The following is a 12,537-nucleotide window of genomic DNA, read 5'->3' as shown; positions in this document are numbered from 1 at the left end:
CCCGTCGACAGCCCCAACCCCAGCGGCGAAGCTACCCCCAGTGGCGGGGTCGCGTGAGCGACTCGGGCAGCTGCGTGGCGTCATCACCGAAGGCGGCCGCGAGCTGTGGCTGCGTCAGGTGCAGCACGTGGCGCAGGTCGGCGCCGTGCAGCTCGGCGTCCCTCAGGTCGGCGCCGAGGAGGTCAGCCCAGCGGAGGTCGGCACCCCGGAGCTTCGCCGCGATGAGCAGCGCACCCCGCAGCTCGACCGCCCGCAGGTCGCTGCCCGAGAGGTCAGTGCCGAGGTACACGCCGCGGGGTTCGATCCGTGACCAGGCGCCGGATGCACGGCGCCGCGGGACGTGCATCCGGCGCACCTCGCGACTCACCGCCCCGAGCAGCTCGCCGGCGGCCGGCCGGCTCGTCTCGACGGCGGCGCGCAGCGAGGCCAGGTCGGGCGAGGCGGCCTGCACGTCGACCTGATCGAAGAGCGTGTCGATGCGTCGAAGCAGCGAGCGATCGGCGGTACGACGCCTCGCTTCGGCCAGCAGCCACAGCACTTCGTGCAGCTGGCGCACGAGGGGGAACACGGCGAACATGGCTTCCCGCAGGTCGTCGCCCTCCCGCCAGTCACCACCGCCGAAGGTCTCCTGCGTGACGCGCTGCCCGGCGCCGTGGCACTCGAAGACGGTGCAGCCGCGGTACCCGCGCTCGAGGAGAGCAGAGTGGATGCCGCAGCCGAGGTTCTCGTCGAGGTTCCGGCACGGCTTTCCGGCGGGCTTCTCGTGCGCGAAGTCGTCACCGCGCGAGAACGCGAGCGCCGAGCAGCAGAGGGCGACGCAGTTGGCGCAGTCGCTCCGGAATCGCGCGGTATCGGCGCTCGCGCCGCGCCCGCTGCGCGCGGTTCCGCCGGGCATCGGCACTGTGGGCCGGTGCCGCAGCGGTTCGCTGAGTTCGCCTGGAGACATCGTGCCGTCAGCCTACGTTTCCGCGCACGCGTGCCAGCTGTGCACGGCCGGGGCGTGATTCCCCGACCGTCGCTGGCCCGCGCAGCGCATCGCCCGCGCGCAGCTCCCAAATGTTCGGCGCACCGAACATTGATCTTCTGACCACCGTAGCGCTATGCTCTGGTCATGCTGACCCCCGCGCTGCGCGCAGCCCGAAGGAAGGCCAGCCGCATCGTCGCGGCGGGCCTCGCCCTCGTCACGCTCGCGTCCCTCACCGCCTGCGCCCCCTCCTCCGAGGGCGAGGACAACCGGCCCGTCGTCCTCACGACCTTCACGGTGCTCGCCGACATCGCGAGGCAGGTCGCCGGCGATGAGCTTCGCGTCGAGTCGATCACGAAGGTCGGCGCCGAGATCCACGGCTACGAGCCGACCCCGCTCGACATCGCGAAGGCGTCGGAAGCCGACCTGATCCTCGACAACGGCATGAACCTCGAGGCATGGTTCGAGCAGTTCGTCTCCGGCATGGATGTCCCCCACGCCGTGGTCAGCGACGGCGTCGAGGAAGTGCCCATCGCGGGCGACGCCTACGCGGGCCTCCCCAACCCGCACGCGTGGATGTCGCCCCTCAACGTGCAGCTGTACGTCGACAACATGGTCACCGCCTTCTCCGACCTCGCCCCCACGAGCGCGAGCGTCTTCGAGGAGAACGCCGCCGCCTACAAGGCGGAGCTGCAGGCCGTGCACGACGAGCTCGTCGCGGCCATCGAGCCTCTCCCCGCATCCCAGCGGGCACTCGTCACCTGCGAGGGGGCCTTCTCGTACCTGACGAGAGACGCCGGGCTCGACGAGGTCTACATCTGGCCCGTCAACGCCGAGCAGCAGGCCACCCCGCAGCAGATCGCCGGGGTCATCGATCATGTGCGCGACAACGATGTTCCGGCCGTGTTCTGCGAGTCGACTGTGTCGGATGCGCCGATGCGGCAGGTCGTCGACGCCACGGATGCGGAGTTCGGCGGCACTCTCTACGTCGACTCGCTGAGCGAGGAAGACGGCCCCGTGCCGAGCTATCTCGACCTCATCCGGCACGACGTCGACACCATCGTGGCCGGCCTGACCGGCAAGACGGGAAGCGAATCGTGAGCGCAGCCTCCACTCCTCGGGCCAGCACCGGGCCATCGGCGGGCGTGGCCGCGCCGGCCATCGAGGTCGAGAACCTCACCGTGCACTACGGGGAGGTGCTCGCCCTCGACCGGGCGAGCCTTGCCATCGCCCCCGGCCGGGTCTGCGGGCTCATCGGCATGAACGGCTCTGGCAAGTCCACGCTCTTCAAGTCGATCATGGGCGTCGTCCGCCCCGACGCGGGCACCGTCCGCATCCTCGGGGGCTCTTCGGCGGATGCGCGCAAGCGGGGCAGCGTCAGCTACGTTCCCCAGAGCGAACAGGTCGACTGGGATTTCCCCCTCTCGGTGCGCGATGTGGTGATGACCGGACGCTACGGACACCTCGGCATCACCCGGAGGCCCCGGGCGCGCGACCACGCGACTGTCGACGCCGCCCTCGAGCGCGTCGAGCTCTCCGAGCTGGCAGGTCGGCAGATCGGCCAGCTCTCGGGCGGTCAGCGCAAGCGCGCCTTCGTGGCCCGCGGCATCGCCCAGGAGGCCGAGGTGCTGCTCCTCGACGAGCCCTTCGCGGGCGTCGACGCCCGCTCTCAGGCCACCATGACGAGGCTCCTCCGGGAGCTGGCCGAGCAGGGGGTGTGCATCCTCATCGCCACCCACGACCTGGGCTCCCTCCCAGAGCTGGCCGACGAGGCCGTCCTCTTCAACCGGCGGGTGCTGCTGCACGCGAGCCCCGAGGAGATCATCCGGCCCGAGAACCTCGCACTCGCCTTCGGCATCGAGACCGGAACGGGGGCGGCAGCATGAACCTCGTCGATCTCCTCCTCGAACCCCTCGGCTACGAGTTCATGGTGCGGGCGCTCATCACGACCGTCATCACGGCCGTCGTCTGCGCCCTCCTCAGCTGCTGGCTCGTGCTCATCGGGTGGTCCCTCATGGGAGACGCCGTCTCGCACGCCGTTCTCCCCGGGGTGGTGCTCGCCTACATCGTCGGGGCTCCCTTCGCGCTCGGGGCGCTCGCCTTCGGGCTGCTCGCCGTCGGCCTCATCGGCGTGATCCGCGACACCAGCAGGGTGAAAGAGGACGCGGCGATCGGGATCGTCTTCACGACCCTCTTCGCGTTCGGCCTCGTGCTCATCTCAGTGACGCCGAGTCAGACCGACCTCAGCCACATCCTCTTCGGCAACCTCCTCGGCGTCAGCCCCACCGACCTCGTGCAGATCGGCATACTCGCGGCGATCGTCGCCGTCGTGCTCCTCGTGAAGCGGCGAGACTTCACCCTCGTCGCGTTTGACGCCACACACGCCCACGCGATCGGCCTCAACCCGCGCGTCCTCCGCGGTGCCCTCCTCGGGCTGCTCGCCCTCACCGCCGTCGTCGCCCTGCAGACAGTCGGCGTGATCCTCGTCGTGGCGATGCTCATCATCCCCGGAGCGACCGCGACGGTGCTCACGCGCAGCTTCGCGCGGATGCTCGTCATCGCCCCCGTCGTCTCCGTCGTCTGCTCGGCGGTAGGCCTCTACGCCAGCTACTACCTCGACGCCGCATCCGGTGGGATGATCGTGCTCGCGCAGGGCCTCGCCTTCCTGCTCGCCTACCTGCTCTCCCCAACACAGGGCCTCGTCACGTCGCGGATCCTCGCGAGGCGTCGCTCGAGGGGCAAGAGCGCTGAACGGCCCGGCGCCACAGGGACGGCTACCGAAGGGGCGGCTGCCGAGGCGAAGACGGCCTAGCTTCCCGACGCTCTCGATTCCCGAAGCTCTCGATTTCCGAAACTCTCGGCTTCCGTCACCCAGACGGCTCGAGCCGCGACGGGCCCGAGGGCGAACGGAGCCGCGACGGGCCCCGCCGAGCCTGCGGTGCCCGCAGTGGCGTCGGCTTGCCCGCGATCAGTGTTCGCGTCCGAGTCCACCACGGTGAGCAGCATCGACTCGGAGTACGGGTCGCTCTCGCCGATCTCGAGCCGCGCCCCAACCGTGAGGCCCTTCGCCGCGAAGTACTTGAGGAGCTCGGCGTCCGAGTCCGAGATGCGCTCGACGACAACGCGCTTCCCCGCTTCGAGGCTGCTGAGCAGAACAGCCTGCGGGATGCTCACCTCGCCAGCTGCAGAGGGGATCGGATCGCCGTGCGGGTCGCGTTCGGGGTGCCCGAGCATCGCGTCGATGCGCTCCACCATGAGGTCGGACACGGAGTGCTCGAGGTTCTCTGCCTCATCGTGCACCTCATCCCAGCCGTACTGGAGCACCTCCACGAGGAACGTCTCGAGGAGCCGGTGCCTGCGGATCATGGTCAGCGCGTGGGAGCGCCCCTCCGTGGTGAGGGAGATGCTGCCGTAGCGCGCGTGCTCGAGAAGCCCCTGGTCGGCGAGCTTGCGGATGCCCTCCGACACCGTCGAGAGCCGCAGCTGCAGGCGCTCGGCGACGATCGTCGCCGTGACGGGCGCATCCGACCACTCCTGGAGGCTCCAGACCACCTTGAGGTAGTTCTGCGCGCTCACCGAGAGTTCTGACACCGACATGCCCACAAGCCTACGGGCAGGGGATGCGACGGGGCCGCCGTCCACGCCTGCCATCGCCGGCGGAGCCTCGGGGCACGACGCCCGGGCTCAGGCACCTCAGGCGGTTCTGGCGTCCCAGCGGTCGCCGAATCGGCTCTTTCCGGCGAGCATGGTCCACACGGTGGGCCCGAGCGGCGGGTACTCGGTCGCGATGCGCCGCATGAGCTGCGCATCGTGTTCGCCACTGGAGGGGGCTTCGTCTCCGCCCCGTTCGAGAGCTTCGGCGCGCATGAGCAGCACCACGAGCTCGTCGACCGTCGGCAGCTCCTGCATGAAGCGCCACGGGTCTTCACCGCGGCGAGCCCGACCGTAGATCATGGTCTCTCGCTCGTCCTGCGCTTCGGCGCGCAGGACTTCGAGGCTTGCTCGCCTGGTCAGTTCGTAGCGCTCGGTTTCCACTCGACGAGCCTACGCGCCATGCCACCTTCCCGCTGGGGCTTGTGGAGCGGGACCGGGCGGACGCCTGGAGAGGTGCCGCCTGCAGCACGGCTGCGTGAGAGTCTTCTCACCTGCCAGGATCTGGACTCGTGCGCCCCAGATAATCAGTGGATGCAGGTGACCACGGTGGGGCAGGGGCGGCAGGAGGTGCGGCCCCGCGCTTCGGTGCGGGTGCGCATCCTCGCGTCGATCCTGCTCGTCACGATGCTCGGCATGATCGTCGCCGGCGCGACGAGCTACTTCGCGGCCCGCGAGCGCGACCTGAGCGGAGTGGATGAGCGCCTCGTCGCCCTCGCGGAGAACGTCAGCGGCCTCGTGAGCGGCACGGACGCCGCCGCGCCCACGATGTCGGACCCGGCAGCCCCTGCGGCCCCTGCCCCCGACCCGGCCCGCACCTTCGCGAGCAGCACCGAAGCCCTCGAGCTGGTCATGCAGCGCTTCGTCCCGGAACGCAACGAGGGAGCCCTCGGGCTGGTCGACGGCGTGCCGACGTTCATCCCGGCGACACCGACCCCGTTCTCCCTCGCCGAGGTGCCCGGCCTCGTCGAACGAGCCGTCGCGGAGACCGCCGACGGCTCGGTGCGCATGGGCACCTTCGTCGACGGCGCCCTCGCCCTCCGCTACATCGCCGTCCCCTTCACGGTGGGCGACGGCTCGAGCGACGCGCTGTACCTCGCGGCATACGATCTCCGGGCCGAGCTCGCCGACACCGACAGCACCTTCCAGACGTATGCGATGGTCGCCGTCGCTGCCCTCGCCGCCGTCGGCCTCGTGGGCTGGTTCGTCGCCGGCCGCCTCCTCAGGCCGCTCCGGGAGCTGCGGGAGACGGCGGCGTCGATCACTGGCAGCAACAGGTCTGCGCGCATCCCGGTCGTCGGCAACGACGACGTCTCCGCTCTGACCGCGACGATCAACGGCATGCTCGACCGCCTCGACGGCTCCCTCACCTCCCAGCGGCAGCTGCTCGACGACGTGCGTCACGAGCTGAAGACCCCCATCACGATCGTGCGTGGGCACTTCGAGCTGCTCGACCCGAACGACCCTGCCGACACCAGGGAGACGGTCGCCCTTGCCCTCGACGAGCTCGACCGCATGAGCGAGCTCATCGACGACATCGAAGCGCTTGCCGTCAGCGAGCAGCAGGGACTCCTGAGCATCGCGCCCTGCGACGTGCTCGAGCTGACGGAGCAGGTCCAGGCGAAGGCGAGCGCCCTCTCGAACCACGGCTGGGTGCTCGGTCAGACGGCGCCGGTGGTCGTCGATGTCGACGCGCGCCGCATCACGCAGGCCTGGCTGCAGCTCGCCGACAACGCCGCCAAGTACTCGCCGGCAGGCTCCCGGATCGAGCTCGGCAGCCTCGTGGATGCGCGCGGCGAGCTCCAGCTCTGGGTCCGGGACGAGGGGGTCGGCATCCCCGCCTCCGCGCAGGAGCGCATCTTCGATCGCTTCGGGCGTGCCGAGACGGGCCGCAGCCAGACCGGGTCAGGCCTCGGGCTCGCCATCGTGCAGTCGATCGCTCGCGGCCACGGTGGAAGAGTCGAGCTCTCGAGCCAGCCGGGGCTCGGGTCCACCTTCACGATCGTCGTGCCTGCGCACGGATCTCCCGGCTCCGACAGCTCCGACAGCTCCGGCAGCTCCGGCAGCTCCGGGGCCAGCGCCTCCGCCGCGTCAGGCGGCGACGCGCGGCCCCATCATCCCGAGGAAGAGGACACCGCATGAGCAGAATCCTGGTCGTCGAGGACGAGGCGCGCATTGCCTCGTTCGTCGAGAAGGGTCTGAAGTCGGCAGGGTACGCGGTCGCGGTGGCAGGCTCTGGCACCGATGGGTTCGAGCTTGCCCGCGGCGGCGACTTCGACCTCGTGCTCCTCGACGTCGGCCTCCCGGGAATGGACGGCTTCGAGGTGCTCGACCGGCTGCGAGCCGAGGGGCACACGATCCCGGTCATCATGCTCACGGCGCGCACCTCGGTCGAGGCCACCGTGCGGGGTCTCGACGGGGGCGCCAACGACTACCTCGCGAAGCCGTTCAAGTTCGACGAGCTCCTCGCACGCATCCGGCTTCGACTCCGGGATGCTGGGCAGGCCGCCACCACGGAGCTCACCCACGAAGACCTGCTGCTCGACCTCCGCACGCGCCGCGTGCGAGTCGCCGGCGCCGACATCGACCTGTCGGCACGCGAGTTCGGGCTCGCCGAGCAGTTCTTCGCCAACCCCGGGCAGGTCCTGAGCCGCGAGCAGCTGCTCAGCAGGGTCTGGGGGTTCGACTTCGACCCAGGCTCGAACGTCGTCGACGTATACGTCCGCTACCTGCGCGGCAAGATCGGCTCCGAGCGCATCGAGACGGTGCGGGGCATGGGATACCGCCTGCGCTGAAGCCGACCCCGGCGAGCGTCAGACCTCGCCGCCTTCAGCCTGCCCCACAGCAAGGCCCTGCCGCCGCCGGTCCTTGACGTCGCCGTCAGTCCTCACCGTCGTCATCATCATCATCGTCGTCGTCGTCGTCATCGTCGTCGTCGACTTGGGACGGGCCCACCGGTGCCACGGGCACGGGCGCCTGGATGCCACCCGTCGGGAGCGACGGCTGGACCGGGTCCGGCGGGAGGCTCGGTGACGGCGCCCCGGTCGAGACCGGGGCCGTGGAGGCGGTCGCTGATGGGGTCACGCTGATCGTCGTCGCCGGCGACTGCTCGCCGACGATCGGCCCGAGGTTGACGGCTTCCCCGGGCGAGGAGCGCAGCGACGTGGCCTGCGCGAACGTGACCCCGGCGAGCACGATGGCGAGCGCGCCGGCCCCGGCGAGGGCCACGACGAGCCAGCGAGGCCGGGGCTTCTCGGCGCTCATCGTCTCGGTTCCTTGGAGAGGGCGCTGGCGAAGTCGAGGATGCGATCGGGCAGCGCATCGAGCCCGACCCCTCCTCGCACGGCAGCCCCGAACGCGTGCGAGAGCAGATGTGTGAGGGCGACTGCGCTGGATCGAATACTCAGGTCGGGGTCGTCCGTGACGAGCCCGGATCCACCCGGCTCGGCCCAGGTACGCGCGAACTCGCCCCAGGCGAGCCTGACGAGTTCGGCGAGCTCGAACGTGGCCGTGCGCAGCTCCGCTCTCCCGCCCAGATCGTGGGTGAGGGCCGTCACGATGGCGTGCGCGTAGAGCCCACCGAGGTCGTCGGCGAGGTCGCCGACGCCAGCCGTGTCGATGTCGACGACCCCCGTGATCGAGGTGCCGCCCCCGGGCCGGGCGCTCGGCTCGACGAAGATCTGTCCAAGGTGCAGGTCGCCGTGCACCGTGCGCGCTGGCCCGGGCCGCGCTTCGGCGAGCGCTCGGCGGATGCTCACCGCGATCCCATCGATGTCGGCCCGTCGCGCAGGGAGCAGGTCGTGGAGCCGCAGCAGGTACCAGTCGAGCCCCGTCGTGAGGCTCGCGCGGGCTCCTCGAGAGACGGGTGCCGCCCCGATTGACGCGACGAGCGACTGCAGTTCGCCCAGGAACTCGAGCCGAGCCTCAGGAGTGTGGGGCACGTGTGCGTCGGCAGGCAGGCCAGGCATCCGCTCGAGGGCGACGAGGCCCGCCTCGCTCCACCCGCGACTGCGCGGAACGGCGACGCCGCCGCCGCCGAGCTCCTCGTGGATGCGGTGCAGCGGCTCGGCGTGCCCGGGCCGGACGACCTTGAAGAACAGCGTGCCGTCCGGGCCGGCAAGACGCAGGACTGCTCGGCGCCCGGGCCGGTAGGCGAGCATCTCGAGCTGGCCTTCTCCGACGGCTCCGAAGCGGGCCGCGGTCTCCCGCGCTGAGTCGGGGAACGCCGTCGCGGGAAGGGCAGGCAGAGCTGGGTCGTGCGGGTACCGCCACACCCTCACCTGCTCGCGGGTCACGGGGTTCTGCACCGTGGTCCAGTTCTGCGCCTCACCCACCTCAGATGCAGCGGCCGGGTTGGTGGCCGTGTCGATGAAGAGGCGGATGCGCTCGTCTGGCCCCTGCTGCGAGGCGAGTTCCACGTCGTAGCCGGCGAGGACGCCGTCGCCGCTCGGCTCAGCGCAGGCGAGCGTCACCGACGCCACCTCGCGGCCGGTGCCAGTGGCCACGGCCTCGATCACCTGCCTGGCTGCTGCGAACATGCGCTCCCCCTTGCGGGCTCTGTCGTCGGTCCTCCTGCTGAACTTACCGGGGCCAGTTCTCCGCAGCCCGGGAGCTCGCCAGACTGTGGACATCGTCGGGCGTCGGGTGTCAGGCGCTTGGCACCGACGGCGGCGTCTGCGCCGACACCGGGCTCTGCGCGCTCACGGGGCTCTGCACGGTCGGCGCGCTGAGCGGCGTCTGGGCCGAGACGGGGCTCGGGGAGCTGAAGACAGGTGTCGCGGTGGGTGACGCGCTGCTGTCCGTCGTGGGCGAGGCCGAAGCAGTCGGGGGTGCCGACGGCGTCGTGAGGGTGAGCTGCTCGCCCGGCACGTCGCGAACCTCGAGGGCGTTGGCGACACCGGCGCCGCCGACCGCGAGGATGCCGAGCCCGAGGGCGCTTGCCGATCCGACGATGATCCAGGTGTTCTTCTTCATAGTGCTGCCTCCTGCTGACTGCCGAGCCGCGAGTTCGCCTCGGTAGCCCCAAGCTTCGTGAGCATTCATGAGACGCACCGTGCCCAGTTGATGAGAGCACCCTCATGATCGGAGCCTCTGGCCCCGGAACCCGGCGCGCGCCCGCTGTCCAGCGGTGGGCCGCGCACGGGCGAGGGGTGGGCGGACGCGCCTGCATCCGCCCACCCCTCGCGACGGGCACCCTCAGTGGGTCATGCCGTCTGCCCGCGGTGCTTGCCCTCCGCGATCTCCTCGACGAGCTTCGCGTTGAACGCTGGCAGGTCGTCTGGAGTGCGGCTCGAGACGAGCCCCTGGTCGACGTGGACCTCCTCGTCGACCCAGGTCGCCCCGGCATTGACGAGGTCGGTCTTGAGGCTCGGGAAGCTCGTGAGCGTGCGCCCGTCGAGCACCTTCGCGTCGGTGAGGATCCACGCGCCGTGGCAGATCGCCGCAACTGGCTTGTGGGCCTCGAAGAAGTCGCGTGCGAACGAGACCGACGCCTCGTCGAGACGCAGGAGGTCGGCGTTGCCGACCCCTCCCGGGAGCACGAGCGCGTCGAAGTCCGCTGCCTTCGCGTCAGCCGAAGCGAGGTCGACGGCCTGTTCGTGCCCGTTCTTGCCCGTCACGGTGCCGGACTCGGGCGCGACGAGGGACGCGTCTGCGCCCGCCTCGGTCACGGCGCCCCATGGGCTGGTCAGCTCGCTGTCCTCGAAGTCGTTCGTGAGGAGGAAGGCCACGCGCTTGGTGTCGAGAGTCGTCATTGCTGAGTGTCCTTTCGTCGGGGGAAGTATGCAGCTCGGGCGGGACCGGGTTCCGACCCACAACCGAGCAGGCGTCAACGCTCTCGCACCGACCTCACCGAACCTTGGATGTCTCGTGTGCGCGCCCTGGCCGTCAGCTGGACGAGCCCAGCAGCAGCTCCCGCAGCGCCGCCTCGCCGGAGCCCCTGCCCGCAACGACGACCCGTCCCTCGTCGTAGGCCTCGATGACGCGCGGATCGATGTAGCTCGACCTCGCGACCGCTGGCGTGTTCCCGAGCAGCTCGGCGGTGTCCCGCACGGCCTGCGCCACCAGCGACTTCCGCTCCCGCACGGTGCCCCCGACCCCCAGTTCGGCGAGCCGACCAGCAGCGAAGACCGTGCCGTGGAGCGTGCGGAAGTCCTTTGCCGTGAATTCGCCCTTCGTGCGCATCCTGATGTCGTCGTTCACCTCTCTGGCCGCGAGTCGCCGCCAGGCTCGCCCGTCCTTCCACGCCAGGATGCGACGCCCAGGCGAGCCGGTGCCCTTGCGCTCCCCCAGGAACGACACGAGCTCGCCGTCCTCGATGAGGGCGCTCCACGGCACCCCGCTCTTGCCCTTGAACTCGAGCAGCACCTGCTCCTCCTGCAGCAGGATGTGCCGGTTCAGGAGCGTCGTGAGCCCCCGGTGCCCGAACTGCTTCGCCGACCTCTCGCTGCCCACCCGCAGGAATGCCGTGTCGAGGAGCTTGAAGCTCGCGGCGAGCGAAGCATCCCTGCCGGAGCTCGCTGTGCGGAGGGCACTCGTCGCCGAACGCCGCGCCGCGGGGAGCACCCGGGACAGCTCGAGGGCCCGGTCGAAGGTCACGATCTGCCGCTTCGCCGTCCAGTCGGGATGGTAGATGTACTGGGTTCGACCGAGCGCATCCACGCCGAGGGCGAGGACATGGGCGTTCTCGTGCGGCGCGATGCGCACGTCCTGCCAGGCCGGTGGGATGGCGAGCGACGCGAGGCGTTCGCGGAGTCGTGCGTCGACGATGCGCTCACCGCGCTCGTCGCGGTAGCTGAAGCCGCTCCCGGCAACGTGCCGCGTCCACGCGCCAGCCGCGGGAGTCCACCTTCGCAGTCGAACCATCCCTTCTGACTAGCACCCGCCACCCCGTTGTGGCAAGGCTTCAACGCTGAGGAACATATTGGCGTATTTCTAAGAGGTATCAGCTTCCCTGAGATGTCGTGAGAACTCTCCACATATCTCAGGGAATAGCCCTCCGCGCACATGTCAGTGCGCGAAGATGCGACTATCCGTCTGAGACGGTCGCCAACGACGGCAGGAGCCTCATGCCATTCCCCGTTCCACCTCTCACCGCGACGACGCCCGCCGAGGGCCGCGTCGACCGCCTCTCCGAGAACTCGTACCGGGTCGTCAAAGACGGACGTGTCCTCGGCTTCATCAACAAGATCGATGAACTCTGCGTCGTCTCGGCAGGGTCCGACCCGGGTGCGGCCTTCGAAGTGCTGCAGACCCGCGACTTCGCCCGTGCCGTCAAGGAGCTCCAAGACCGAGCCTGACTCGTGGATTCCCAGCAGCGCGGCTCAAGGTTCCGCTGGAAGGCAGCGGGCCTCGGGGCCGCGTGCGCCGTTGCCGTCGTGCTGAGCGGATGCTCGCCGACCGGCCAGGCGCCGAGCTCAGAATCCAGCACTGGCACGTTCTCGCCGGCCGCTGCACCCCAGGCCGCGGAAAGCTCAGACGCCTCGGAGTCCTCAGCGGCCCCGGACGGTGGGGAACTCGTGTTCGCCGCCACGGCGGACGACCGCCATTCGTGGATCACCGCGGAGGCCCGGGTGACCGGCGTGACCCGGACGGGCACGTGCGAGTACACCGCGAGCGCCGAGGGCGTTGACACGATCACTCGAACAGCCAAGGCGCTCAGCAGCAATTACGACACGGTGTGCGGTGATATCTCCTTCGAGCTCGGGACGCCCGGCACCTACACGGTGACCGTCACCATCACGGGAGTCACCGCGGAGCCGGTGACCGGCAGCACCGAGGTCGAGTTCCTGGGCTCCTCCGCCGACTGACGAGTCCGGACGGCCCCCGCCCGCACCGCCCGAGGCGGCGCGCCCTCGCCGCTGCCCAGCTCTCCTCCTCCGCGCTCCGCCCGCGCGACCACTCGCGCCCGCTATCCCCCGTCG

15 protein-coding genes are annotated in these 12,537 nt (G+C 70.3%); 7 read left to right on the top strand and 8 right to left on the bottom strand.

Features of this window, described 5'->3' with window-relative positions; genetic code table 11:
- Window positions 1-31 precede the first annotated feature (31 nt).
- Window positions 32-946: a pentapeptide repeat-containing protein gene (locus GV007_RS17845; protein ID WP_236558620.1), complete on the bottom strand. Its 915-nt coding sequence runs from the start codon at window positions 944-946 to the stop codon at window positions 32-34.
- A gap of 165 nt (window positions 947-1,111) precedes the next feature.
- Here GV007_RS17845 and GV007_RS17840 point away from each other — a divergent pair, with 165 nt between their 5' ends.
- From GV007_RS17840 to GV007_RS17830, 3 genes are read left to right on the top strand one after another with little or no spacing between them, the layout of a single operon-like run.
- Window positions 1,112-2,065: a metal ABC transporter substrate-binding protein gene (locus tag GV007_RS17840; protein ID WP_160075017.1), complete on the top strand. Its 954-nt coding sequence runs from the start codon at window positions 1,112-1,114 to the stop codon at window positions 2,063-2,065.
- Window positions 2,066-2,109: 44 nt separating this feature from the next.
- Window positions 2,110-2,850, top strand: coding sequence for a metal ABC transporter ATP-binding protein (locus GV007_RS17835; RefSeq protein WP_160075021.1), 741 nt, complete (start codon window positions 2,110-2,112; stop codon window positions 2,848-2,850).
- On the top strand, window positions 2,847-3,776 hold the full coding sequence (locus GV007_RS17830; protein WP_160075015.1) for a metal ABC transporter permease: 930 nt from the start codon (window positions 2,847-2,849) through the stop codon (window positions 3,774-3,776). The genes GV007_RS17835 and GV007_RS17830 overlap by 4 nt, the downstream gene beginning before the upstream one ends.
- On the opposite strand, the gene GV007_RS17825 is transcribed toward GV007_RS17830, so the two are convergent.
- Window positions 3,773-4,561 (bottom strand): metal-dependent transcriptional regulator, encoded by a 789-nt coding sequence (locus GV007_RS17825; RefSeq protein WP_160075013.1) that lies wholly within the window; start codon window positions 4,559-4,561, stop codon window positions 3,773-3,775. The genes GV007_RS17830 and GV007_RS17825 overlap by 4 nt on opposite strands.
- A 96-nt stretch (window positions 4,562-4,657) precedes the next feature.
- A complete protein-coding gene (locus tag GV007_RS17820; RefSeq protein WP_194678240.1) occupies window positions 4,658-4,999 on the bottom strand; it encodes a tryptophan synthase subunit alpha in 342 nt (113 codons plus the stop codon).
- Between the two features lie 150 nt (window positions 5,000-5,149).
- On the opposite strand from GV007_RS17820, the gene GV007_RS17815 reads away from it, so the two are divergent.
- Together GV007_RS17815 and GV007_RS17810 are read left to right on the top strand one after the other, a co-directional pair.
- Window positions 5,150-6,757: a sensor histidine kinase gene (locus GV007_RS17815; protein ID WP_160075011.1), complete on the top strand. Its 1,608-nt coding sequence runs from the start codon at window positions 5,150-5,152 to the stop codon at window positions 6,755-6,757.
- Window positions 6,754-7,410: a response regulator transcription factor gene (locus tag GV007_RS17810; RefSeq protein WP_160075009.1), complete on the top strand. Its 657-nt coding sequence runs from the start codon at window positions 6,754-6,756 to the stop codon at window positions 7,408-7,410. The genes GV007_RS17815 and GV007_RS17810 overlap by 4 nt, the downstream gene beginning before the upstream one ends.
- Window positions 7,411-7,495: 85 nt before the next feature.
- On the opposite strand, the gene GV007_RS17805 is transcribed toward GV007_RS17810, so the two are convergent.
- The 5 genes from GV007_RS17805 to GV007_RS17785 all read right to left on the bottom strand — a co-directional run bounded on the left by GV007_RS17805 (window position 7,496) and on the right by GV007_RS17785 (window position 11,479).
- On the bottom strand, window positions 7,496-7,879 hold the full coding sequence (locus GV007_RS17805) for a hypothetical protein (protein ID WP_160075007.1): 384 nt from the start codon (window positions 7,877-7,879) through the stop codon (window positions 7,496-7,498).
- The gene (locus tag GV007_RS17800) at window positions 7,876-9,153 is read right to left on the bottom strand and encodes an aminoglycoside phosphotransferase family protein (RefSeq protein ID WP_160075005.1); all 1,278 of its coding nucleotides are present in this window, start codon (window positions 9,151-9,153) and stop codon (window positions 7,876-7,878) included. Before GV007_RS17800 ends, GV007_RS17805 begins: the two co-directional genes overlap by 4 nt.
- 109 nt (window positions 9,154-9,262) lie before the next feature.
- A complete protein-coding gene (locus GV007_RS17795; RefSeq protein WP_160075003.1) occupies window positions 9,263-9,589 on the bottom strand; it encodes a hypothetical protein in 327 nt (108 codons plus the stop codon).
- 230 nt (window positions 9,590-9,819) lie between these two features.
- Window positions 9,820-10,368 (bottom strand): type 1 glutamine amidotransferase domain-containing protein, encoded by a 549-nt coding sequence (locus tag GV007_RS17790; protein ID WP_160075001.1) that lies wholly within the window; start codon window positions 10,366-10,368, stop codon window positions 9,820-9,822.
- A 133-nt stretch (window positions 10,369-10,501) separates the two neighbouring features.
- Complete coding sequence (locus GV007_RS17785) at window positions 10,502-11,479, bottom strand: DNA topoisomerase IB (RefSeq protein WP_160074998.1); 978 nt, start codon at window positions 11,477-11,479, stop codon at window positions 10,502-10,504.
- Between the two features lie 203 nt (window positions 11,480-11,682).
- Between GV007_RS17785 and GV007_RS17780 the strand changes: the two genes are divergently transcribed.
- Together GV007_RS17780 and GV007_RS17775 are read left to right on the top strand one after the other, a co-directional pair.
- The gene (locus tag GV007_RS17780) at window positions 11,683-11,913 is read left to right on the top strand and encodes a hypothetical protein (RefSeq protein WP_104243362.1); all 231 of its coding nucleotides are present in this window, start codon (window positions 11,683-11,685) and stop codon (window positions 11,911-11,913) included.
- Between the two features lie 3 nt (window positions 11,914-11,916).
- Window positions 11,917-12,423, top strand: coding sequence for a hypothetical protein (locus tag GV007_RS17775; RefSeq protein WP_160074996.1), 507 nt, complete (start codon window positions 11,917-11,919; stop codon window positions 12,421-12,423).
- Window positions 12,424-12,537 lie beyond the last annotated feature (114 nt).

This window comes from Pseudoclavibacter sp. 8L (genome assembly GCF_902506465.1).
In the GTDB taxonomy this organism is placed as follows: Bacteria; Actinomycetota; Actinomycetes; order Actinomycetales; family Microbacteriaceae; genus Pseudoclavibacter.
Note: the sequence above shows the minus strand (reverse complement) of the source record. Positions and strands in the feature narration are given on the sequence as shown.

Bases quoted from the DNA above. Each gene is read 5' to 3' on its own strand.
- GV007_RS17800 (WP_160075005.1), bottom strand. From the start codon at position 9,153: ATGTTCGCAGCAGCCAGGCAGGTGATCGAGGCCGTGGCCACTGGCACC.
- GV007_RS17805 (WP_160075007.1), bottom strand. From the start codon at position 7,879: ATGAGCGCCGAGAAGCCCCGGCCTCGCTGGCTCGTCGTGGCCCTCGCC.
- GV007_RS17840 (WP_160075017.1), top strand. From the start codon at position 1,112: ATGCTGACCCCCGCGCTGCGCGCAGCCCGAAGGAAGGCCAGCCGCATC.
- GV007_RS17795 (WP_160075003.1), bottom strand. From the start codon at position 9,589: ATGAAGAAGAACACCTGGATCATCGTCGGATCGGCAAGCGCCCTCGGG.
- GV007_RS17780 (WP_104243362.1), top strand. From the start codon at position 11,683: ATGCCATTCCCCGTTCCACCTCTCACCGCGACGACGCCCGCCGAGGGC.
- GV007_RS17815 (WP_160075011.1), top strand. From the start codon at position 5,150: ATGCAGGTGACCACGGTGGGGCAGGGGCGGCAGGAGGTGCGGCCCCGC.
- GV007_RS17790 (WP_160075001.1), bottom strand. From the start codon at position 10,368: ATGACGACTCTCGACACCAAGCGCGTGGCCTTCCTCCTCACGAACGAC.
- GV007_RS17830 (WP_160075015.1), top strand. From the start codon at position 2,847: ATGAACCTCGTCGATCTCCTCCTCGAACCCCTCGGCTACGAGTTCATG.
- GV007_RS17845 (WP_236558620.1), bottom strand. From the start codon at position 946: ATGTCTCCAGGCGAACTCAGCGAACCGCTGCGGCACCGGCCCACAGTG.
- GV007_RS17785 (WP_160074998.1), bottom strand. From the start codon at position 11,479: ATGGTTCGACTGCGAAGGTGGACTCCCGCGGCTGGCGCGTGGACGCGG.
- GV007_RS17810 (WP_160075009.1), top strand. From the start codon at position 6,754: ATGAGCAGAATCCTGGTCGTCGAGGACGAGGCGCGCATTGCCTCGTTC.
- GV007_RS17825 (WP_160075013.1), bottom strand. From the start codon at position 4,561: ATGTCGGTGTCAGAACTCTCGGTGAGCGCGCAGAACTACCTCAAGGTG.